Annotated in this window: 17 protein-coding genes; 11 read left to right on the forward strand and 6 right to left on the reverse strand. The window is 65.2% G+C overall.

The window, feature by feature from the left end; translation table 11 throughout:
* The 9 genes from murB (at position 1) to ligA (ending at position 11,639) form a co-directional block, all read left to right on the forward strand.
* Positions 1–957, forward strand: a complete 957-nt coding sequence (murB, locus tag RH950_RS19965; RefSeq protein ID WP_350059507.1) for a UDP-N-acetylmuramate dehydrogenase — start codon at positions 1–3, stop codon at positions 955–957.
* On the forward strand, positions 954–1,871 hold the full coding sequence (locus tag RH950_RS19970) for a D-alanine--D-alanine ligase (RefSeq protein ID WP_350059508.1): 918 nt from the start codon (positions 954–956) through the stop codon (positions 1,869–1,871). Before murB ends, RH950_RS19970 begins: the two co-directional genes overlap by 4 nt.
* Positions 1,859–2,734, forward strand: a complete 876-nt coding sequence (locus tag RH950_RS19975) for a cell division protein FtsQ/DivIB (RefSeq protein ID WP_350059509.1) — start codon at positions 1,859–1,861, stop codon at positions 2,732–2,734. Before RH950_RS19970 ends, RH950_RS19975 begins: the two co-directional genes overlap by 13 nt.
* A complete protein-coding gene (ftsA, locus tag RH950_RS19980; protein WP_350059510.1) occupies positions 2,734–4,035 on the forward strand; it encodes a cell division protein FtsA in 1,302 nt (433 codons plus the stop codon). The genes RH950_RS19975 and ftsA overlap by 1 nt, the downstream gene beginning before the upstream one ends.
* Positions 4,036–4,223: 188 nt before the next feature.
* Entirely contained in the window at positions 4,224–5,810 is a 1,587-nt protein-coding gene (ftsZ, locus tag RH950_RS19985) for a cell division protein FtsZ (RefSeq protein WP_350059511.1), read from the forward strand.
* 181 nt (positions 5,811–5,991) lie between these two features.
* Positions 5,992–6,906, forward strand: coding sequence for a UDP-3-O-acyl-N-acetylglucosamine deacetylase (gene lpxC, locus RH950_RS19990; RefSeq protein ID WP_350059512.1), 915 nt, complete (start codon positions 5,992–5,994; stop codon positions 6,904–6,906).
* Positions 6,907–7,030: 124 nt separating this feature from the next.
* On the forward strand, positions 7,031–7,864 hold the full coding sequence (locus tag RH950_RS19995; protein WP_350059513.1) for an outer membrane protein assembly factor BamD: 834 nt from the start codon (positions 7,031–7,033) through the stop codon (positions 7,862–7,864).
* A 6-nt stretch (positions 7,865–7,870) separates the two neighbouring features.
* Positions 7,871–9,535: a DNA repair protein RecN gene (gene recN / locus RH950_RS20000; RefSeq protein ID WP_350059514.1), complete on the forward strand. Its 1,665-nt coding sequence runs from the start codon at positions 7,871–7,873 to the stop codon at positions 9,533–9,535.
* Positions 9,536–9,548: 13 nt separating this feature from the next.
* Positions 9,549–11,639 carry an NAD-dependent DNA ligase LigA gene (ligA, locus tag RH950_RS20005; RefSeq protein ID WP_350059515.1) on the forward strand — a complete coding sequence of 697 codons (2,091 nt, stop codon included), beginning with the start codon at positions 9,549–9,551 and terminating at the stop codon, positions 11,637–11,639.
* 380 nt (positions 11,640–12,019) lie between these two features.
* Here the strand turns inward: ligA and RH950_RS20010 are convergent, their stop codons facing one another.
* Positions 12,020–12,808: an enoyl-CoA hydratase/isomerase family protein gene (locus RH950_RS20010; protein WP_350059516.1), complete on the reverse strand. Its 789-nt coding sequence runs from the start codon at positions 12,806–12,808 to the stop codon at positions 12,020–12,022.
* Positions 12,809–12,828: 20 nt separating this feature from the next.
* The gene (locus RH950_RS20015; protein WP_350059517.1) at positions 12,829–14,643 is read right to left on the reverse strand and encodes an aminopeptidase P family protein; all 1,815 of its coding nucleotides are present in this window, start codon (positions 14,641–14,643) and stop codon (positions 12,829–12,831) included.
* A gap of 252 nt (positions 14,644–14,895) precedes the next feature.
* Here RH950_RS20015 and RH950_RS20020 point away from each other — a divergent pair, with 252 nt between their 5' ends.
* Entirely contained in the window at positions 14,896–15,342 is a 447-nt protein-coding gene (locus RH950_RS20020) for a DUF1127 domain-containing protein (protein ID WP_350059518.1), read from the forward strand.
* Between the two features lie 82 nt (positions 15,343–15,424).
* On the opposite strand, the gene RH950_RS20025 is transcribed toward RH950_RS20020, so the two are convergent.
* From RH950_RS20025 to RH950_RS20040, 4 genes are all read right to left on the reverse strand, one after another.
* Positions 15,425–16,345: a 50S ribosomal protein L11 methyltransferase gene (locus RH950_RS20025; RefSeq protein WP_350059519.1), complete on the reverse strand. Its 921-nt coding sequence runs from the start codon at positions 16,343–16,345 to the stop codon at positions 15,425–15,427.
* The gene (locus RH950_RS20030) at positions 16,342–18,666 is read right to left on the reverse strand and encodes an ATP-dependent helicase (RefSeq protein ID WP_350059520.1); all 2,325 of its coding nucleotides are present in this window, start codon (positions 18,664–18,666) and stop codon (positions 16,342–16,344) included. The genes RH950_RS20025 and RH950_RS20030 overlap by 4 nt, the downstream gene beginning before the upstream one ends.
* A 328-nt stretch (positions 18,667–18,994) precedes the next feature.
* On the reverse strand, positions 18,995–20,803 hold the full coding sequence (locus tag RH950_RS20035) for a chloride channel protein (protein ID WP_350059521.1): 1,809 nt from the start codon (positions 20,801–20,803) through the stop codon (positions 18,995–18,997).
* A 3-nt stretch (positions 20,804–20,806) separates the two neighbouring features.
* Positions 20,807–21,283, reverse strand: coding sequence for a thioesterase family protein (locus RH950_RS20040; protein ID WP_350059522.1), 477 nt, complete (start codon positions 21,281–21,283; stop codon positions 20,807–20,809).
* A 75-nt stretch (positions 21,284–21,358) separates the two neighbouring features.
* Between RH950_RS20040 and RH950_RS20045 the strand changes: the two genes are divergently transcribed.
* Positions 21,359–22,288, forward strand: a complete 930-nt coding sequence (locus RH950_RS20045; RefSeq protein ID WP_350059523.1) for a hypothetical protein — start codon at positions 21,359–21,361, stop codon at positions 22,286–22,288.
* The last annotated feature ends 9 nt before the right edge of the window (positions 22,289–22,297 follow it).

Consider the following 22,297-nt stretch of genomic DNA (forward strand, 5'->3'; position numbering starts at 1 on the left):
ATGGCCGCCCTTCGCTCAGATACGCACACATCCCTGATCGAGCGCCTGCCGGAAGTGCGCGGCCGCTATCAGGAGAATGTCGATCTGTCCGGGCAGACATGGTTCCGCGTCGGCGGCCCTGCCGAGGTGGTGTTCCGCCCCGCAGACGCCGAGGATCTGGCCGCCTTCCTGCGCGACAAGCCGGAGAACGTTCCGGTCACGGTGATCGGCGTCACATCGAACCTGCTGATCCGGGACGGCGGCATCCCGGGCGTGGTTATCCGGCTCGGCAAAGGCTTCAACCAGATCAACTTCAGTGCCGACATGGTGACCGTGGGCGCCGCCGTTCTCGACCTCAATCTCGCCAAAGCGGCCCTCGCCGAGGGCCGCACCGGCCTCGCCTTCATGTCCGGCATTCCCGGCTCCATCGGGGGCGGCCTGCGCATGAATGCGGGCGCCTATGGCAGCGAATTCAAGGACGTTCTGTTCTCTGCGGAGCTGGTGACCGGCGACGGCATCCTGCGCCGGGTTCCGGCAGGCACACTCGGCATGTCCTATCGCCACTCGGACGCACCGTCGGACTGGATCTTCACCGCCGCCACCTTCCAGGCGCCGGTCGGAGACAGAGACGAGATCAAAGCCGCGATGGATGAGATCAAACGCTCCCGCGAGGCCAGCCAGCCGATCCGTGAGCGCACCGGCGGCAGCACCTTCGCCAATCCGGAAGGCCACAAATCCTGGCAACTGATCGACGCCGCCGGATGCCGGGGCCTCCAGATCGGCGGCGCCATGGTTTCCGAAAAGCACTGCAATTTCCTGATCAACACCGGCACGGCGACAGCCGCCGATATCGAAGTGCTCGGCGAAGAAGTCCGGCGCCGGGTGAAGCAGACCAGCGGCATCGAACTGCGTTGGGAAATCCGCCGTATCGGCGTCGGCGGTGTTGCCAGCAACACGAACAGGGGAGACCGCTCATGAGCAAGCATGTCGCCGTTCTGATGGGCGGATGGTCCGGTGAACGCGAGGTTTCCCTCTCCAGCGGCCACGAATGCGCCAAGGCGCTGCGCGAAGCCGGCTACCGGGTGACAGAAGTCGATGTCGATCGCAGCATCCCGTTCCGGCTTGCCGAACTGAAGCCGGACGTCTGCTTCAACGCTCTGCATGGCCGGATCGGCGAGGACGGCAACATCCAGGGTCTGCTGAACATCCTCGACATTCCCTATACCCATTCCGGCGTCGAGGCCTCTGCCATCGCCATGGACAAGCCGCGCGCAAAGGACCTCTTCATGCGGGCCGGGCTGAAATGCCCGCCGGGTGTCGTCCGCTCCCGCGCCGAGGCGCTGGAAAGCGAAGCCATGAAGCGGCCGTACGTCCTGAAGCCGATCGATCAGGGCTCCAGCCTCGGTGTGCATATCGTCCGTCCGGGCGACAATTACCGACCGACGGCGGAAGATTGGCCGTTCGGCGATATCGTGCTTGAGGAAAAATTCATTGCCGGGCGCGAGCTGACAGTTGCCGTGCTCGATGGCGCAGCCCTCGCCGTGACCGAGATCACCTCGGAGCACGGCTTCTACGATTACGACGCCAAGTACGCCGATGGCGGGTCGATCCATATCCTGCCGGCCGCTCTGCCGGAAGCCGTAACAAGCCGCGTCCTGCAGATGGCCGAACAGGCCCACGCCACTCTTGGATGCCGGGGCGTGAGCCGGGCCGATTTCCGCTTCGACGACACCGGAGACGATGTCGGACCCGACGACCTTTATCTGCTGGAAATCAACACCCAGCCGGGCATGACGCCGACCTCGCTCGTCCCGGAACAGGCCAGCTTCCATGGCATGAATTTCCCCGCGCTCTGCGCCAAGCTGGTGGAGGACGCGCGATGCGACTACTGAGCGCCGTCAAGAGCAAGACCGGCAAGAAATCCACCGCCACCCGGCGGCGCCAGACCCGGCGCCCGCGGATGTCCGCCCGGCGCATGCGTCAGGTGCTGATCGGCACCGGGTTCGCGACGCTGACCGCCATCGTTGCGGCCAGCGGCTGGCACGCAGCCCGTACCGGCGCCGTGGACGAAGCGGCCCGGATGATCGACATGGTCGGCACGGACATCTCGAACGAGCTCGGCCTCGTGGTTTCCGACATTCTGGTCGAAGGCCGTTACCGGACCGAACGCAGCGCCCTGGTTGCGGCGATCGCGACCGATCGCGGCGCGCCGATCCTCGGCATCGATCTGGAAGCGCTGAAATCCCGTATCGATGCTCTGCCCTGGGTGCGTACCGCAGCGGTCGAACGACGCCTGCCCGACACCCTGTTCGTCAAACTTGAGGAACGCACCCCGCTCGCCCTGTGGCAGCGCGACGGAGACCTGTCCCTGATCGACGATCGCGGCGTCGAGGTCCCGGGCCAGAACCCGCGCCGCTTCGCCGACCTGCCGATCGTGGTCGGTGCCGACGCACCGGCCCGCGCCCATGAATTCCTCAACCTGCTGTCCGGCGAGCCGGACCTGAAGCTGCGTGTCCGCGCCGTTACCTGGATCGGCGAACGGCGCTGGAATGTCCGGCTCGACACCGGCGTCGATATCGAACTGCCGGAGCATGCCCCGGGCAAGGCCTGGTCCCATCTCGCCAAGCTGCAGCGCGATCATCAGGTTCTCGACCGGGACGTCATCGCCATCGACCTGCGCCTGCCCAACCAGCTTGTCGTCCGGGTTGCCCCGAACGTGACCGGCCGCCTCCGGAATCCGGGGAAAGACACCTGATGCGCAAGAGCCTCGCCAAGCCCCGGACCGGAACCGTCGCGATCCTCGATATCGGATCGACGAAGGTCTGCTGCCTGATCGCGCGGGTCGGGGAGAACGGTGCGCGCGCCGAACATCACGGCGAACAGGCAGCCAGCCTGCCGGGGATCCGGGTGACCGGCATCGGTCACCAGATCGCCCGCGGCATCCGCAGCGGCATGATCGTCGACATGGCGGAGGCCGAGGAATGCGTCCGCGCGGCCGTGCATGCCGCCGAAAAGATGGCCGACGAGACCATCCAGCGCGTCTTCGTCAATCTCTCCGGGGGCTATCCGCACTCCCAGACCGTCGGCGTCGAGGTCTCCATCGGCGGCCAGGAGGTCGGCGATTCCGACATGCGCCGGATCCTCAGCCAGTGGCAGAGGGTCGAGGTCGAGGCGGACCGCAAGCTCATCCACTCCATCCCGGTCGGCTTCTCCATCGACGGCAGCCGCGGCATCCGCGATCCGCGCGGCATGTGCGGCGACCGGCTCGGCGCCAACATGCATCTGGTGACCGCCGCCTCCAGCGCGGTGCGCAACATCGCCAGCGTGGTCGAGCGCTGCCATCTCGGCGTCGAGGCCTTCGTCGTCTCGCCCTATGCCGCCGGCCTCGCCTGCCTGGTCGAGGACGAGCGTGACCTCGGCGTCACCGTCATCGACATGGGCGGCGGCACCACCACCATGGCCGTCTTCTTCGACGGCAGCGTGATCTATACCGACTGCGTGCCCGTCGGCGGCGCCCATATCACCAGCGACATCGCGCGCGGCCTTGCCACGCCGGTGCACGAAGCCGAGCGCCTGAAAACGCTCTATGGCAGCGCCATTCCCTCCAGCCTCGACGAGCGCGAAGTGATCGACGTACCGCTGGTCGGCGAGCAGGACGAGAACCATCCCAATCACGTTCCGAAATCCCTCCTGATCCGGATCATCCATCCGCGTCTTGAGGAAACCTTCGAGCTTGTCCGCAACCGGCTGGAAGCCAGCGGTTTCGACAAGGTCGCCGGCCGCCGCGTGGTCATCACGGGCGGCGCGAGCCAGATGCCGGGGATCCGGGATCTGGCACAGGAAATCCTGGATAAGCAGGTCCGACTGGGCCGGCCGATCCGGGTGAACGGGCTGGCGGATGTTGCCAGCGGTCCGGCCTTCGCGACGAGCGCCGGACTGCTTGCCTATGCCGCCGACCCGGCACTTGACGCGTCCCGCCAAGGGCACGTCGCCAACAAGGAGACCGGAGGCGGCCTGTTCGGCCGTGTCCACTCCTGGCTGAGGGAGAACTTCTAATGCAGCAATTCCGGTTCACACCCAACGCAAGCTCCGGCCCGTGCCCGACACGCCCGGCCGAAAGGCCGCGCCGTGACCACAAGCAGACCACCGACCAAGAAAATCAGGCCAGAAGGCCGAAATCCCGCGTGCTCCTCCAGGCACGTATCCCCCAGACAACCCTCTAACGCGAGATCAGGAGGCCCCCCATGACCATCAATATCTCAGTCCCGAACGATGATAACGAACTGAAGCCGCGGATTAGCGTCGTCGGCATCGGCGGTGCAGGCGGCAACGCCGTCAACAACATGATCCGCTCCAACCTTGAGGGTGTCGAATTCATCGTCACCAACACCGACGCGCAGGCGCTGAAACAGTCGCTGGCGGATCGCACCATCCAGCTCGGCACCGGCGTGACCCAGGGCCTCGGTGCCGGCTCCCGGCCGGAAGTTGGCCGGGCGGCCGCCGAAGAGGCGATCGAAGACATCATGGACAACCTTCGCGAAAGCAACATGGTGTTCATCACGGCAGGCATGGGCGGCGGCACCGGTTCCGGCGCCGCTCCGGTGATCGCGCAGACCGCTCGCGAAAACGGTATCCTGACCGTCGGCGTGGTGACCAAGCCGTTCCACTTCGAGGGCCATCACCGCATGCGGATCGCGGATCAGGCGATCGAGGAGCTGACCCAGTATGTCGACACCCTGATCATCATCCCGAACCAGAACCTGTTCCGGGTGGCGAACGAGAAGACCACCTTCGCCGACGCCTTCAACATGGCCGACGATGTGCTGCATTCCGGTGTGCGCGGCGTCACCGACCTGATGATCATGCCAGGCCTGATCAACCTCGACTTTGCCGACATCCGCACGGTGATGAGCGAGATGGGCAAGGCGATGATGGGGACCGGCGAGGCCAGTGGCGAGAAGCGGGCCATCGACGCCGCCGAGGCAGCGATCAACAATCCGCTGCTCGAGGACACCACGATGAAGGGTGCCCGCGGCGTACTGATCAACATCACCGGCGGCATGGACATGACCCTGTTCGAGGTCGACGAGGCTGCCAACCGCATCCGTGAGGAAGTGGATCCGGAAGCCAACATCATCTTCGGCTCGACCTTCGACGAGAAGCTGGAAGGCGTCATGCGGGTTTCCGTCGTCGCCACCGGCATCGCCGCCGAGGGCATGGCCCAGAAGCGCCCGCCGCTGACCGTCGTCCCGACCAAGGCGAAAGCCGCTCCGGTGAAGCCGGCCGCGGAAAGCGCCGTTGCCGGGCCGAGTGCTCCGGTCGGTGACATCCCGGCCATTTCCGCAAGCAGCGGGACGGTACATGTCGCCGGCAACACCCTGGTGATCGGCGAAACCGATCTCGACGACGCGGCCTTGACCGCCCAGACCCAGGCCGACACGGCCCGGGCGGAAGCGGAAGAGGAAGCCAAGGCACCGGCCGAACCGAAGGCAAGCGACAGCTTCATCGCTCCGCCGCCGGCCATGCCGGATTCCAAGGCTGGCGGCGAGCCGGATCCGTTCCAGGCAGCGGCCATGGCGAATGCCGGCCGGCGCGAGGAAACCGGCGGGGAGAAGGGGCCGAGCCTGTTTACCCGGATGACCGGCATGGGCGGCAAGAAGCCGGCCGAACCGGCCCCGGAAGCCCGCCCGCAGCGGTTCGTGGACATCCATTCGGCCGAGCCGAAGCAGGCCCGTCTGGGGTCTCTGGACCAGTCGGAACGGGTGGCCCCGACGCGCCAGGAAGACGATCTCCTGGACATCCCGGCCTTCCTGCGCAGGCAGGCAAACTAACCCTGAATTTACGCCGTTAAATCAATACATTACGGCGTAACATTCAGTCACAAAGAGTGATTTGAGAGCCCCAGGAGATATTGATACATCTTCTGGGGCTTATTTAATTACCAACACTCCGACAGGAATTTGCCGAGAAATCGGACTGAAATTTCCGGGTCCGGTGTCAGGAGCATCCGACGTGATTGCACAACAGACCTTGAAGACGAGTATTTCCTGCCGGGGTGTGGGCCTGCATGGCGGTGTCGACTGCGTGATGACACTGCATCCGGCCCCCGCCGACCATGGCATCGTCTTCAAGCGCACGGATATCTCCGGCCAGGACCCGCTGGTCCCCGCCCGCTGGGACATGGTGCATGACGCCACCATGTGCACCGGATTGCAGAACAGCGACGGGGTCAGGGTTTCCACGGTGGAACATCTGATGGCCGCCCTTGCCGGCTGCCGGATCGACAATGCCCTGATCGAGATCGACAGCCCGGAAGTGCCGATCATGGACGGCAGCGCCGAGCCGTTCGTGCTGCTGATCGAATGCGCCGGCACCGCCTCCCTCGATGCCCCGCGCCGGGCCATCCGGATTCTGAAGACCGTCAGCGCCCAGGACGACAAGCGCCGCATCGCGATCACCCCGGACGATCATTTCTCGGTCAATTTCGAGATCGAATTCGACAGCGCCGCGATCACCGAGAAGAGCCTCGACGTGAAGCTGGTCAACGGCACCTTCAACGAGACCATCAGCGGCGCCCGTACCTTCGGCTTCATGGAAGATATCGACCGGCTGCGCGCGGCCGGTCTCGGCCGGGGCGGCAATCTCGACAATGTGGTGATCGTCGATGGCGACAAGATCCTCAACGAGGGCGGGCTGCGCTTCAAGGACGAGTTCGTCCGGCACAAGATTCTCGACTGCGTCGGCGATCTCTATCTTGCCGGCGCGCCGATTCTCGGCCGGGTCGACGCCTCGAAATCCGGGCATCTGTTCAACAACAAGCTGCTCCGGACCCTGTTCGCGGACGAGACCGCGTGGGAGCTGGTCGACATGACTCCGGAGATGGCCGCAGCGGATCACGATCATCCGTTGCTTGCCGCGACCGCGTAACTCCTCTATCCCAGCACAGTGTTATTCGGCGGGTGCCGGCCGGGCAGCGGATTAATCCGCAAGCCTCTTGGCTCCGGCGCCCGGGAACCGTATTTTCTTGAGGACACATGTCCGGGGAAATCCGATGAAGTTGGCCTATAGAGGTTTTGCTCCGCTGCGGCTGAAAGGCATCGCGCTGATGGTCGGCGCGTTGGCGCTTGCCGGCTGCAGCGATGACAAGCTGGCGCTGGAATATGTCGAGCGCCCGGTCGAGGAGCTCTATAACGAGGCGGTCGATAAGGCGCTGGAAGGCGACTACAGGAAAGCCGCCCCGCTGTTCGACGAAGTGGAGCGCCAGCATCCCTACTCGGTCTGGGCGACCCAGGCCCAGCTGATGGCCGCCTATTCGCTGTACCAGAGCAACAAGTACGACGAAGCCATCAATGCGCTCGACCGGTTCATCCAGCTGAACCCGAGCAATCAGAATGTCGACTACGCCTATTATCTGAAGGGTCTTTGCTATTACGAGCAGATCGTCGATGTCGGGCGCGACCAGAAGCTGACCAAGAACGCCATGGAGACACTGCAGGAACTGGCGCAGCGCTTCCCCGAGAGCAAGTATTCCCGCGACGCCCTGCTGAAACTCGACCTGACCCGGAACCACCTGGCCGGCAAGGAAATGGAAATCGGCCGGTTCTATCTCCGTCAGGAGAAGTATCTGGCGGCCATCAACAGGTTCAAGCGGGTGGTGGAAGACTACGACACGACCGACCAGGTTCCCGAGGCCCTGCACCGCCTGACCGAGGCCTATGCCGCCCTTGGCCTGCATGAGCAGGCGGAACGGGCGGCCGCCGTGCTCGGACACAACTACCCCGGCAGCGAATGGTACCAGGACAGCTATGCCCTGATGACCAACGGCACCAGCCGCGGCGCCGGCGAGGATGACGGGCTCCTCGGTCTCGATTTCTGGATATTCTGACCGGCCATGCTGACCAGCCTCACGATCCGCGATGTGGTGCTGATCGACAGGCTCGATCTGGCATTCGGGCCCGGCCTGTCCGTGCTGACCGGGGAGACCGGTGCCGGCAAGTCCATCCTGCTCGATGCGCTCGGCCTGGCGCTCGGTGCCCGGGCCGATAGCGGGCTGGTCCGGCATGGTGCGAAACAGGCGGTCGTGACGGCCAGTTTCGACGTCCTGGACGGCCATGGCGCGGCGGACATCCTGGACGAGATGGGCATCGAGGCGGAGGGCCCGGTGATCCTGCGCCGTATCGTCACGGCGGACGGCCGCAGCCGCGCCTTCGCCAATGACGAGCCGGTCAATGTCGCCACCCTGAAACGTCTCGGCGAGACACTGGTCGAGATCCAGGGCCAGTTCGACCAGCGCGGCCTGATGGACCCGGCGACCCACCGCGACACTCTGGACGATTATGGCGGCCACGGCGCGCTGCTGGCTGCCGTCAGGCAGGCCCACGCGGCCTGGAGCGAAGCCCGCTCCGCCCACCAGAGGGCCCGCGCGGAGCTGGAACGCGCCCGCACGGAAGAAGACCTGCTCCGGCACAACGTCAAGGAACTCGACTCGGTACAGCCGGAGGACGGCGAGGAAAGCCGTCTCTCCCGGGACCGCACGCTGCTGGCCAATGCCGCGCAGATCCTGGAGGCGATGAACGCCGCCGCCGACGCTCTGCAGAACGAGGACGGGGCCGACCGGGCCGTCGCCACTGCCCAGCGCAGCCTGGAGCGGGTTCGCGACCGGGCCGGCGACAGGCTGGACGCCGTGCTCGACGGGCTGGAGCGGGCCGCCGCCGAAATCCAGGAAGCCCAGCATGCCCTGACCCAGATCGCGGCCGACGTGGAAGCGGATTCCGGCCGGCTGGAGGAAGTCGACGACCGGCTGCACCTGCTGCGCGGCCTCGCCCGCAAGCACGCGGCGGAGCCGGACCAGCTGCCGGAGATTCACCGCGCCCTGTCCGCCCGTCTGGCCGCGCTCGACGATGCCGGCGGCGGCCTCGCCGATCTGGCCCGGGCGGAACAGGAAGCCCGCGATGCCTATGCCAGGGCCGCCGAAACCCTGAGCGCCGCACGCACCAAGGCCGCAGCCCGCCTCGACGCGGCGATCACCTCGGAACTCGGGCCACTGAAACTCGACAAGGCGCATGTGAAGACCCAGCTCGATGCCCTGCCCGAAAGCGACTGGGGCGCCGGCGGCATGGAGCGGGTCAGCTTCCTGATCGCGACCAATCCCGGCGCGCCCCTCGGTCCGCTCGGCCGGATCGCCTCCGGCGGCGAGCTGTCGCGCTTCCTGCTTGCCCTGAAAGTCGTGCTGTCCGAAGCCAACCCGGTTTCCACCCTGGTCTTCGACGAGGTCGACAGCGGCGTCGGCGGCGCCGTGGCGGCCGCCGTCGGCGAGCGTCTGGCCCGGCTCGGCACGGACACCCAGGTTCTGGTCGTCACCCATTCGCCGCAGGTCGCCGCCCGCGGCATCCGGCACTGGCATGTCGCCAAGCAGGCCGATGGCGAGCTGGTGAAGACCGCCGTCTCCCAGCTCGAAACCGGCGAGCGGCGGGAGGAGCTGGCCCGCATGCTGTCCGGCGCGACCGTGACGGACGAGGCCCGGGCAGCGGCCGACAGCCTTCTCAATCCAGCCTGAGGACGATACCGCAATGACCGCTCCGGAAAAGACCAAGCCGGTCGAGGCGCTGAGTCGCGACGAGGCGGATCTCGAACTGCGCATCCTCGCCGCCACGATCGAGAAGCACGACAAGCTCTATCACCAGAAGGACACCCCCGAGATCAGCGACGCGGCCTATGACGCGCTGCGCCGCCGGAACGAGGCACTCGAAGCGCTTCATCCGGACCTGATCCGCCCGAACAGCCCGTCCAAACGGGTCGGCGCCGCTCCGGCCGCCGGCTTCTCCAAGGTCCGGCACAAGCGCCCGATGCTGTCCCTTTCCAATGCCTTTTCGGACGAGGATGTGACGGATTTCGTCGCCCGCATCCGGCGCTTTCTCAGTCTCTCCGAAGACGCGCCGGTTTCCCTCGTCGCGGAGCCGAAGATCGACGGCCTGTCCGCCTCCCTGCGCTACGAGAACGGTGCGTTCGTTCAGGGGGCGACCCGGGGCGACGGCACCGAAGGCGAGGACATCACCCGCAACCTGCAGACCATCGCCGATATCCCGAAGCAGCTCCCGGCCGGCGCGCCCGCCGTCTTCGAGGTGCGCGGCGAGGTGTTCATGGGCAAGGCGGCGTTCCGTGCCCTCAACGAACGCCAGGAAAAGGCCGGCAAGAAGATCTTCGCCAATCCGCGCAATGCGGCGGCGGGCTCCCTGCGCCAGCTCGACCCGGGTATCACCGCCGAACGGGCGCTGCATTTCTTCGCCTATTCCTGGGGCGAGGTCTCCGAGATGCCGGCGGACACCCAGATCGGGTTCCTGGAGACGCTGAAGGGCTGGGGATTCGTGATCAATCCGATGACGCAGCTCTGCGACGGCTCGGCCACGGCGCTCGAAGCCTACAAAACCATCGGCGCGGCCCGGGCCGGCCTCGACTACGATATCGACGGCGTCGTCTACAAGGTCGACCGGCTGGACTGGCAGGAGCGGCTCGGCATGGTCAGCCGGGCGCCGCGCTGGGCCATCGCGCACAAGTTTCCGGCGGAACAGGCCGAGACCGTGCTGGAAGGCATCGACATCCAGGTCGGCCGCACCGGCGCCCTGACCCCGGTCGCCCGGCTGACGCCGATCACGGTCGGCGGCGTGGTGGTCTCGAACGCCACCCTGCACAATGAAGACGAGATCCGGCGCAAGGGCGTGCGGATCGGCGATCGGGTCATCATCCAGCGGGCCGGCGACGTCATCCCGCAGGTGGTCCGCGTGATCGAGGAAAAGCGCCCCGCCGATGCCGTACCCTACCTGTTTCCCGACCATTGCCCGGTCTGCGGCAGCGAGGCCGTGCGTCCCGAGGGTGAAGTCATCCGGCGCTGCACGGGCGGACTGATCTGCCCCGCCCAGGCGGTCGAGCGGCTGAAGCATTTCGTCTCCCGCGATGCCTTCGATATCGAGGGGCTGGGGGCCAAGCAGGTCGAGGCCTTCTACGAGGACAGGCTGATCGCGCAGCCGGGTGACATCTTCCGCCTGAAGAACCGGGCCGAGGAGATCTCGACCCGCGAAGGCTGGGGCGAGAAATCCCTGACCAACCTTCTGGCCGCCATCGAGGAGCGCCGCAAGATCGGTCTCGACCGGCTGATCTATGCCCTTGGCATCCGGCAGATCGGCCAGGCGACCGCGAAGCTGCTGGCCGCCAATTACGGCACGCTCCCGGCATTGACCGAGGCCATGCTGCAGGCGGCGGACCCGGACTCGGAGGCCTATGCCAACCTGATCAATATCGACCAGATCGGCCATTCCGTGGCCGCCGACCTCGTTGCCTTCTTCCACGAGGACCATAATCGGGCGGTCCTGAGCGATCTCGGGAACGAGCTGCAGATCGAGGTTTTCCAGCGCGCGGTGGCGGCGGACAGTCCCGTGGCTGGCAAGACCGTGGTCTTTACCGGCACCCTGACGACAGTCAGCCGGGGCGAAGCAAAGGCAAAGGCAGAGGCTCTCGGGGCAAAAGTTGCGGGCTCGGTGTCAAAGAAAACTGATTTTGTAGTGGTCGGCGCCGATGCCGGATCGAAGGCCCGGAAGGCCGAAGAGCTCGGATTGACGATCCTGAGCGAGGAAGAGTGGCTGGATTTGATCGGCACAAAAAGCTGATTATAAACGCTTTTTCCTACCACCGGCACCAGACGGAAGCCTCATGCCAATCGTCATGCTCTAAACGCATACCAACCCTGACATTTCTCGATTACTCCCCGATCACTTGTTCGCTTATTTGGGAATGAGACGAACAGCGGAATGAGCACCGGGCTCATTGCCCCTCACCCCCTAGGAGGTTGCGATGACGACTTTTCATTATGTCGGACTGACGAACGTGGCCGCAATCGGTCTGCTGACGCTGGTGCTCGCCGTCATTACCGGCTAGATCCAGGCTGGACAATCCCCGTCCCGTAAAAAACGGGCTCAGGTTTCCTGAGCCCGTTTTTGTTTGTCTGAAGACTGTTTCCCGCCTGATGCCCCCGGCAGGCCGACGCCGGTCAGCGTCCCTTGAAGACCGGCTTGCGTTTGTGCAGGAACGCGTCGAGCCCCTCGCGCCCGTCCTCGGTCTGGGCCAGTTCCGCGATGGTCCGGGTCTCGTCTTCCATCTGGGCCTCCACCGACTGCTGGAAGCTGGAGGCGAGCAACCGCTTCACGCCGCCATAGGCCCGGGTCGGACCGGCCGCGAATTTCGCCGCCAGCTTTGTAGTCTCCGCCGCGAGATCCTCTTCCTCGACCACCCGCGTAACGATGCCCCAGTCCCGCGCCTCTTCCGCACTCAGGGTCCGGTTGGTCAGCATCAGTTCCTGCGCCCGTCGCATGCCGACGATCCGCGGCAGGAAATAGGTGGAGCTGCCGTCGGGAGACAGGCCGGCCGCCGTGTAGGCCATCTTGAACTGCGCCGATTTCGCCGCCAGCACGATGTCGCCGATCAGCGCGGTGCTGAAACCGGCGCCTGCCGCCATGCCCTGCACGGAGACGATGACCGGTGAGTTCATCCGGTACAGACGGGAAATCGCGGCGTGGAAATAGGCCGTCGTCTCCTTCAGGCAGGCCCCGATCCGGTCGCTCTGGGAGTCGAAATACCGCAGGTCGCCGCCGAAGCCGAAGACGGTACCGCTGGCATCGAGAATGACGGCGCGGACATCCGGATCCTCGCTGGCATTGATCGAGGCTTCCAGCAATTCATGCGCCAGCGCGAGATTGACGGCATGGCCGGCTTCGGGCCGGTTCAGCGTGATCCGGGCCACGCCGTCCGACGCCGCATAGAGAATGGTCTCATAGGCCATTTTTCGTCCCCCGTTGCCGCTTAACTCTGTGTCGCCCGGGGCGCCAGCGGCGCCGTCGCATCCACCAGCCAGGCGGCCGTCTCCGGATCCAGATCCGGGCCCAGCGTCTCGCGCACCCGCGCATGGTAGGTGTCGAGCCAGGCGATCTCCCCGCTGTCAAGCAGGGAGAGATCGATCAGCGCGCGATCGATCGGCGCCAGCGTGAGTGTCTCGAAGCCGAGCATTTCCCGGTCCGCGCCGGGCACATCGCGGCGCTCCACAACCACGAGATTTTCGATCCGGATGCCGAAGGCACCGGCCCGGTAGTAGCCGGGTTCGTTCGAGATGATCATGCCGGGTTTCAGCGCGGCCCCGCCGCCGGACTTTGAAATCCGCTGCGGCCCTTCATGTACGCCGAGATAGGCGCCGACCCCGTGCCCCGTGCCATGGTCGTAATCGAGGCCCGCCTCCCAGAGCGGGCGCCGGGCCAGGGCGTCAATCTGCCCGCCGCTGGTGCCGACCGGAAAGACCGCACGGGAGAGGGCGATCATGCCCTTCAGGACCAGCGTGAAGCAGCGCTGTTCCTCTTCGCCGATGATGCCTGTGGAAAGCGTCCGCGTGATGTCCGTGGTGCCATCGGGATATTGCGCGCCGGAATCGACCAGATAGATCTCTCCCGGCTCCAGGTCCCGGTTGCTCTCCTCGGTCACCCTGTAATGCACAATCGCACCGTTCGGTCCGGCGCCGGAAATCGTGTCGAAACTCGGGCCCCGGAACATCTCGTGCTCGGCCCGGAAGCCATGCAGCCGCTCCACCAGCGTCATTTCGTCCAGCCCGCCCTGATGCGCCCTGTTGGAAAACCAGCAGAGAAAACGCGCATAGGCAAGGGCATCGCGATAATGCGCGGCGCGCACACCGGCCAGCTCGACATCGTTCTTCACGGCCTTGGCCGCGACGGTCGGATCCGCCTGCAGGTCGAGCTTGCCGTCGGCTTTGCGGACCCGTTCCATGGCCCAGACCGGGGCACTGTCCGGATCGATCCGGATTGTCAGCCCGCCGGCAGCAATTCTGTCCAGCGCCGCACCGAGCGCCTGTTGCGGGTGCACGGAAACGGCATTGCCGAGATGCGCCAGAATGTCGGGTCCGAGCTTCTTGCCGTCGATGAAGAGTTCAAGCGTCCCGTCCGCCGACAGGATGGCGAAGCACAGGCAGAGCGGCGTGTTTGCCACGTCACTGCCGCGGACATTCAGCAGCCATGCGATGGATTCCGCCGACGTGATCAGCAGCGCATCGGCGCCGGCTTCCCCCAGCTCCCCGGCGATCTCCGCCCGCTTTTCCTCGGAGCTCCGGCCGGCATAGGCGAGCGCATGGGGCTGCATCGGCTCCGACGGCGCCGCCGGGCGGTCTTCCCAGACCGCATCCAGCGGATTGCTGTCGAGCAGGACCAGCTCCGCGCCGGCCTTCTCGACCGCCTTGCGCAGGCGCGCGACCTGCTGGTCGGTGTGCAGCCACGGATCGACGCCAAACCGCTGGCCGCTGCGGAGCTGCTCGCCGATCCAGTCCGCAACCGTTTTGTCCGCAATGTTGAACCGGTGATACAACGCGCCGTCTACCTGGCTTTCGATCTGCAGGCTGTAGCGGCCGTCCGTGAAGACAGCGGCGGCATCCGGCAACACCACGGCAGTACCGGCTGAGCCGCTGAAACCGGTCAGCCAGGCCACCCGCTCGGCCGAGGCCGGCAGGTACTCGCTCTGATGCGCGTCAGCCCGCGGCACGATCATGCCGTCGACCCCTGCAGCCGCCAACGCCGCCCTGAAACTCTCAAGCCGCCCCGCCGTCCTGCCCGTTGCGGACATCTCCACTGCTCCCTGCCTTGCGCCTATCCGGTACTCGTCTCGCCAGACTAAGCACCGCGTGGGCCGGGAACAAGGGATGGCGATGCGCTCTTCACATTAGGTTTGTTAACAGGTAGTTAAGAATACGCATAGCAAACGCCCACATGCATGCATGAAACGCATGACTGCGCTGCAAACACATCGCTCCTCCCCTGTCAACGTTCGACCTATATCTCCGTCAACAGAACGAAACACCGCCTTAGGGATAAAAAAATGAACTACTACAAACTGACAAGACGCCTCGAAGACCTGAACCTGAGTGAAGTTGGCCCCTTTGTCGCCCGGATCGCGAATCCGGCCGACACAGTGTCCCGCAGCCACAACCTGTTCAGCGCCGAAATGCACATCCGGGCCGAATGGAACCGTTACGTCGGCACCCTCATTACGAATGGAGCCAAAGCAATGTTCAAGAAACTCGTCAACCGTCTGCGCGTGTCCCGGACCATGTTCGAGCTGAACAGCCTCGATGACCGGATGCTGGCAGATATCGGCCTCACCCGCAGCGATCTCCGCACGGTTGCCCGCCGCATCGCCAGCACCTCGACCCAGCCGATCGAAGCCCGGACGATGATCCAGCCGACCGCGACCGTGACCGAAATTCCGGCCGGCTTCACCACCACCGAAGCCGCCAACTCCGACGAGCAGCGGGTAGCCGCCTAATTCCCCTCCCCTTGAGGTGGTTAACCAAGCAGCTCGAAAGTAGGCGGTTCCGAATCTTCCTCCCGTTCGGAACCGCCTCTCCCTAAGTTGAAGAGCGTCCCTGCCGGCGCGGTCCCGAGACCGCGCCGGTTTTCTTTTTCAGCATCAGCGTCATCCAGTCGCCGAACCGCCACTTCCCGGCCAGCACCAGCCCCTGCTGACGATGCGCCGAAAGCACGGCCGCGCTCTGGTGATAGAGCAGGCCGGACAGCACGGCGGTTCCACCGGGCTTCAGGGCACGATTAAGCGCCGGCGCCATCTTGCAGAGCGGCCGGGCCAGGATATTGGACAGGATCAGCTCATACGATCCGGATGGCTGGTCCGTGAGCACGGCATACCCGTTTCCGGCCCGGGCCTCGACCCGCCTGCCGACCCCGTTCGCCACGGCGTTTTCAAGCGTTGTTTCCGTCGATACGGGATCGATATCGACGGCCATGACCCTGGCTGCCGGCCAGATCTTTGCCGCCGCCATGCTGAGAATACCGGATCCGCAGCCCATATCGAGCACCCTGGCCGGCGTCATCCGCCGGGACAGCCGGTCGATCGCCCGCAGGCAGCCTTCTGTCGTCCCGTGCGAGCCGGACCCGAAGGCCTGCGCCGCGTCCACCTCGATATTCAGGGTTCCGACCGGGGCCTTGCCGCGCAGGTGCGAGCCATGCACCAGGAAACGGCCGAACTGCATCGCCGGGAAGGATTCCCGGTTCTGCCGCAGCCAGTCGGTCTCCGGCAACAGCTCGATCTCGATCTCCGGCAGCGCGAAGCCGCCAAGGGTTGCGGCGACGGACAGGGCACCGACAATCTCGCTCCTGACCGGCTCCTCGGTGGAAACGCCTTTCAGGATCCAGCTCTTGTGTTCTTCCTCCTCGAACACCGAGATCGCCTCGACGAACGGCTCAAGCACATCGGACAACGGGAGCGCGGCCTCCGGAGAGGTCCGCAGGGAAACTTGCCAGATCGGCGTCATGGTTTGCTCACAAAACTGGCGACGAGCTTCTTGCTGCCCGCCTTGTCGAAGGAAATCTGCAGCTTGTCGCCGTCCACGGAGGTCACGGTGCCCATGCCAAATTTCTGGTGGAAGACGCGCTCGTCCACCGCGAAGGGCGGCGGTTTGCTGCGGTCGACGACATAGCCTGTGCCGTCAAGCATCGGTGGCTTGGCCCTGGCCTTGAGCTCTCCCCCGCGGCGGCCATATCCCGGCCCCCTTCCGCCCTGGGCCGAGCCATAGCCGAAGCTGCCGGCGCCCCAGCTGTCGTCGCCGTCGCCGTCGCCGAAGGCACTGCCGAAGCCGCCATAGCGCGAGCCCTGGAAACCGGTCTCGCTGCTGGCCTCGACCTGGTCGGCCGGCAGCTCGTCGACGAACCGGGACGGGATCGAGCTCTGCCACATGCCATGCACCCGGCGGTTCGCGGCGAAACTGATATGCACCTGCTTGCGGGCCCGGGTCAGGCCGACATAGGCCAGCCGTCGTTCCTCCTCGAGCCCCGCGGCGCCGCTCTCGTCGAGCGCCCGCTGGTGCGGGAACATGCCGTCCTCCCAGCCGGGCAGGAAGACATGATCGAACTCCAGCCCCTTGGCGGCATGCAGGGTCATGATGCTGACCTGGTCCTGGTCGATGCTCTGGGCATTCTCCATCACCAGGCTGATATGCTCGAGGAAGCCCGCCAGATTCTCGAACTCCTCCATGGCGCCGCAGAGTTCCTTCAGGTTCTCCAGGCGGCCGGGCGCTTCCGGCGACTTGTCCTTCTGCCACATTTCCGTATAGCCGGATTCATCCAGCACGATGCGGGCGAGATCGCTGTGATCCTCGACATCGATCAGCGAGCGCCAGCGCTCGAAATTCTCGATCACCTCGGCCAGCTTGCGCTTGGCGGCGGGTTTCAGCTCATCCGTCTCGATGATCCGGGAGGCCGCCCGGTACAGCGACATGCCCTCGTTCCGGGCCAGATGATGCACGACCTGCATGGTGGCATCGCCGATGCCGCGTTTCGGCTTGTTGACGATGCGCTCGAAGGCGAGATCGTCGTCCCGCTGGTTGATCACCCGCAGATAGGCCAGCGCGTCGCGGATTTCCATGCGCTCGTAGAACCGGGCGCCGCCGACCACCCGGTAGGGCAGACCGATGGTCAGGAAGCGTTCCTCGAACTCACGGGTCTGGAAGCCGGCCCGGACCAGAACCGCCATCTGGGACAGTTTCGCGCCCTTGCGCTGCAGCGCCTCCATCTCGTCGCCGACATGCCGGGCTTCGGATTCCCCGTCCCACAGGCCGCGCACGGCCAGCTTCTCGCCTTCCGCCCCCTCGGTCCAGAGCGTCTTTCCCAGACGCCCCTCATTGTGCGAGATCAGAACTGAGGCGGCGGCCAGGATGCGCGAGGTCGAGCGGTAGTTCTGCTCCAGCCGGATGATCCCGGCGCCTGGAAAATCCTTCTCGAACTTCAGGATGTTGCCGACCTCGGCCCCGCGCCAGCCATAGATCGACTGGTCGTCATCGCCGACGCAGCAGATATTCCGGCTCTTCTGCGCCAGCAGCCGCAACCAGAGGTACTGCGCCACGTTGGTGTCCTGATATTCGTCGACAAGAATATAGGTAAACTGATTGTGATATTTCGTGAGCACATCGGGATGGTTCTGGAACAGCGCCACCGTGAGCAACAGCAGGTCGCCGAAATCCACCGCGTTCAGGATCTTCAGGCGGTCCTGGTATTGCCGGTAGATTTCCACCAGCCGGCCGCCGGCCGCATCGCCGGCTTCGTCGCGCCCGACCTTGTCCGGCGTCAGCCCGCGGTCCTTCCAGCGCTGGATCACGCCCATCATGGCCCGCGCCGGCCACTTCTTGTCGTCAATGTTTTCTGCCTGCATGAGCTGCTTCAGCAGGCGCTGCTGGTCGTCCGCATCGAGGATGGTGAAGTCGGGACGGAGCCCCATGAGTTCGGCGTGGCGCCTCAGGATCTTGGCCCCGAGCGCATGAAACGTGCCGAGCCAGACCTGCTCCGCCATGGGGCCGATCATCGTCCCCACACGTTCGCGCATTTCCCGCGCCGCCTTGTTGGTGAAGGTCACCGCCAGGACGTTCCAGGGCCGGGCCCGGCCGGTCGAGATCAGATGCGCGAGGCGGGTTGTCAGCACCCGGGTCTTGCCGGTACCGGCACCGGCAAGGACCAGCAGGGGCCCCTCCGTCGTCCGGACGGCCTGCGCCTGCGCCTCGTTCAGGCCTTGCAGATACGGCGCGTCGGATTCCGTTCCGGGCGGCGGGTTTTCGGGCTCGTTCTCGAAAAACAGGTCAGACATGGGGTCCGGCGGAACAATTTCTGGTCAAGGTGAGGTCCGTTGGTCTTTAACAAAATTTTAGTGAATCCCGAGTTAACCTCGTCACCAGCAGCCCGGTGGGCTCCCAGATTTGGTTAAAGGACTGCGTAAGAGCACATTGCGATCCGTTGAAAACAGCGCCCCTTGCGCTACCTCTATCACAACAGATCACAGCTCGCGTCACTACTGATTACTGATCCGTTGTCGCACCTTTCAAGAGCCGGTCCCAAATGGTCGCGACAAACGGTAGACGGGGTGTCGGTCCTGTGCTTGTCCCCAACGAGCATACGGAGGCACCCCGTCGCCTTTCTCAGCCCAGATATCCGCTGCCTCTGCCCTGATCGCCGTGCTCCTCGTCGCGGAGCTGCTCCAGGGCACGATTATAGGCACGCATCACATCCGCCTCGTCGAGCTGCCCGATCAGGATCGGCGCGCCCTGCCCTTTGACGACCGGAAGCACGCCGTCCGAAATCCCGGCAAAACTGTCGAGAACCGGGCCGACCCTCTCCGAGGCGCGCAGAGCCGGACGGGAAGTATCGAGGAACCGCGCGAGGTCGAAGTCTGCTTCGGCGCCGGCAGCAAAAACCGCGTTCCCGAGTCCGGCCAGCGTCAGGCTGCCTAGAAGCGCCCCGTCGCCGTCCGTGACAAAAACCACCCCGCCATTCGCCCCGAGCAGCGCCGCGCGGACCTCCGCCAGGCCGGCATCGCGGGAGACCGTCGCAACCTCCTCGTGGCTGAGATCGGACACCACCATGCCGCCCAGCACCTCGACATCATGGCCGCCACGCACCATCACGCCGCGGGCTGCAAGCTGATGGTGGAAGATGGACGGACCGCTCAGCGTCCGGGTCAACAGCGACGCGATCACCACCGCCACCATCACGGCGATGGTCAGACGATAGTCGCCGGTCAGCTCCACGATGATCAGCATGGTGGAGATCGGCGCTCCGAGAACCGCGCCGGAGACAGCCCCCATGCCAACCAGCGTGTAGGCGCCGTGCCCTGACGAAAGATGCGGATAGGGGATGGTAGCCACAATACCGAAGGCCCCTCCGACCATGGCGCCGATGAACAGACTCGGGCTGAAAATCCCTCCGCCGAAGCCAAAGCCCAGCGAGATCGCGGTCGCCAGCATTTTCAGCAGGGCAAGCGCGATCAGGGTGGTCAGCACATAATGCTCGTTCAGGGCGCCGTCCATCGCTTCATAGCCGACGCCGAGCACCTCCGGAAAGGCGATCCCGATGGCCCCGACAAAAAGCCCCCCGATGACCGGCCGGACCCATCTTGGCAACCCGGTCCGGTTGACCAGGTCCTGCGTGGTCAGCAGCAACCGCATGAAGATGATGGCCGCGCCGGCCGCCGTGACGCCGAGCAGGGCGAAAGCGCCGAATTCAAAGAAGGAGGCAATCTCGTGCGGCGGCACGATGAAGGCCGGAACGTCGCCGAAATAGGTGCGCGAAACGATGGTGCCGGCGACCGACGCAATGACGATCGGCGCGAAGGCCGTCAGCGCGTAATGTCCGATAACCACTTCCAGGGCGAAGAACACACCGGCCACCGGCGCGTTGAACGACGCCGCGACCGCAGCAGCGACCCCGCAGCCGAGCAGGGTGCGCGATGACGAGCGGGCAAGCCGGAAGCGCCGCCCCATATAGCTGGCGATCGCCGCGCCGAGATGTACCGCCGGGCCTTCCCGGCCGACCGACGCGCCACAGCCGATGGAGGCTGCACTGACGAGTGCGGCACCAAGCCCGGCGCGTCCGGACATCCTTCCGGCCCGAAGAGCATTCGACTCGATGACATCGGCCACGGCCTGGGGCCGGCCGCCGGGCATGAAAAAGTGCAGATAGAGGCCGATCAGCAGGCCACCGGCCGCCGGCGCCAGCAGAATGTGCCACCAGTCGAGCCCGGCAACCCCGGATGCGACCCGCTCATGGCCAAAGCCGTAAAACCCGGTCTGGAACAATCCGATCAGCTCACGGAACAGGACCGCCGCAAAGGCAGCCGCGATTCCGACGGCCACGGCGAACAGTGTGAGCAGCACCTGATCGTTGCGGAGCAACGCCCCGGCACTGCCCCGCGAAGCCCGCAGCAATGCTGTCAATCGTTCACCGGCCATCCCCTAAGACCTCGCGATACCGATTGTGCGCCCGGCCGCTTCCGGCCGCGGCAGCGCATCATGGTTCCTCCGCAAAGTCTCGATACGCTCCAGCGCGTCCGCCGGGAACGGAGCGGAGCGCCGGGTTTTCAGGTCAACATGCATGATCATGAGCTCATTGGTCGCGGCAAGATAGTTCTCCTCAGCATGATGCATCCGGTGGAACACATGCATCCGCTTGGCGTCATGGTCGAGGATCTGCGTGCTGAAACGGAGCCCGTCTCCGGGCCCGACCTCGCGATCGTAGGTGACATGCGCCTCCAGGACGAAGACGGATGCGTCATGGTCGTGACGGTAGGCCGAACCGAGCCCGAGATGGTCCAGCACGGCGTCCGTCGCCTTGTCGAAGGCGACGACATAGTAGCCGACATTCATGTGCCCGTTATAGTCGACCCATTCCGGCCGGACCGTCAATGCGCCGGAAGCGAAACACTTGTTCAAATCAACCTGTTCCATAATGCGGACATTAGCGGCAATTGTTCTGTCCCGCCAAGGCACACAAACGAAAGTTCAGCGGTGAGGCTTTTACAGTATCTCGGGCGGCGCGCGGCGCTGGTCATGGCGCTCGGTGTTTTCATCGGGCTTGCCCTGCCGGACCTCGCGGCCGTGGCAAAGCCCCTGCTGTCGCCGACGGTTCTGGTCATGCTGACCGTCGCCATGACCCGGACCGACGCCTCATCGCTCGGCCGAACCAGCCGCCGGGCCGGCACCCATCTGGTCGCCCTGTTCTGGCTGCTTGTCGCAACGCCGTGCCTGATGTACGTCGCGCTTGTCTTCCTTGAGGTCCCGCCGGAGCTGGCCACGCCGATGCTGATCTGGAGCGCCAGCCCGCCGCTGGTCACGGTGCCGGTCATCGCCCTGATCATCGGCCTCGATTCGGCCGCGGCACTCTTCCTCATGGTGGTCTCGACATTCGTCTTCCCGTTCATCCTGCCCGGCCTGCTGTTCTGGCTGATCGGCATCGAGGTGGAGCTGAGCGCCGGCGCGCTGACCCTGAAACTGGCGCTCATGATCGCAGGGTGCGCTCTTGCCGCGACCATCATCAGGCGCAAGCTCGGCACGGAGAGCCTGCGGGAAAAAGCCGCGCTGTTCGATGGCATCGCGGTTGTCCTGATGCTGATTTTCGCCGTCTCCGTGATGGACGGCGTGCGCGACTGGCTGGCCTCGGACCCGGCAACCGTCCTGCTCTATGTCGGCGCCGCCTTCGCCGGCAGTCTGGGCCTGCAGCTTGTCGGCGGGCTGGTGTTCTTCTGGACCGACCGGCAGAACCAGCTCTCCATTGCCCTGTCCAGCGGCAACCGCAACATGGCGCTCTTCATGGCCGCGGCAGGCGCGGCGCTCGGCCCGGAGGCCTTTCTGTTTTTTGCAGTCGCCCAGTTCCCGATCTATATACTTCCTGTCGTGCTGAAGCCGATTTATCAGAAATTGACGCTCCGGGCGCCCTGATCGAGATGT

This window comes from Nisaea sp., assembly GCF_040217065.1.
Lineage (GTDB): Bacteria > Pseudomonadota > Alphaproteobacteria > Thalassobaculales > Thalassobaculaceae > Nisaea.

Excerpts from the sequence above, each read along its gene's own strand:
- murB (WP_350059507.1), top strand. The coding sequence starts at position 1 with ATGGCCGCCCTTCGCTCAGATACGCACACATCCCTGATCGAGCGCCTG.
- RH950_RS19970 (WP_350059508.1), top strand. The coding sequence starts at position 954 with ATGAGCAAGCATGTCGCCGTTCTGATGGGCGGATGGTCCGGTGAACGC.
- RH950_RS19975 (WP_350059509.1), top strand. The coding sequence starts at position 1,859 with ATGCGACTACTGAGCGCCGTCAAGAGCAAGACCGGCAAGAAATCCACC.
- ftsA (WP_350059510.1), top strand. The coding sequence starts at position 2,734 with ATGCGCAAGAGCCTCGCCAAGCCCCGGACCGGAACCGTCGCGATCCTC.
- ftsZ (WP_350059511.1), top strand. The coding sequence starts at position 4,224 with ATGACCATCAATATCTCAGTCCCGAACGATGATAACGAACTGAAGCCG.
- RH950_RS19995 (WP_350059513.1), top strand. The coding sequence starts at position 7,031 with ATGAAGTTGGCCTATAGAGGTTTTGCTCCGCTGCGGCTGAAAGGCATC.
- recN (WP_350059514.1), top strand. The coding sequence starts at position 7,871 with ATGCTGACCAGCCTCACGATCCGCGATGTGGTGCTGATCGACAGGCTC.
- ligA (WP_350059515.1), top strand. The coding sequence starts at position 9,549 with ATGACCGCTCCGGAAAAGACCAAGCCGGTCGAGGCGCTGAGTCGCGAC.
- RH950_RS20010 (WP_350059516.1), bottom strand. The coding sequence starts at position 12,808 with ATGGCCTATGAGACCATTCTCTATGCGGCGTCGGACGGCGTGGCCCGG.
- RH950_RS20015 (WP_350059517.1), bottom strand. The coding sequence starts at position 14,643 with ATGTCCGCAACGGGCAGGACGGCGGGGCGGCTTGAGAGTTTCAGGGCG.
- RH950_RS20020 (WP_350059518.1), top strand. The coding sequence starts at position 14,896 with ATGAACTACTACAAACTGACAAGACGCCTCGAAGACCTGAACCTGAGT.
- RH950_RS20025 (WP_350059519.1), bottom strand. The coding sequence starts at position 16,345 with ATGACGCCGATCTGGCAAGTTTCCCTGCGGACCTCTCCGGAGGCCGCG.
- RH950_RS20030 (WP_350059520.1), bottom strand. The coding sequence starts at position 18,666 with ATGTCTGACCTGTTTTTCGAGAACGAGCCCGAAAACCCGCCGCCCGGA.
- RH950_RS20035 (WP_350059521.1), bottom strand. The coding sequence starts at position 20,803 with ATGGCCGGTGAACGATTGACAGCATTGCTGCGGGCTTCGCGGGGCAGT.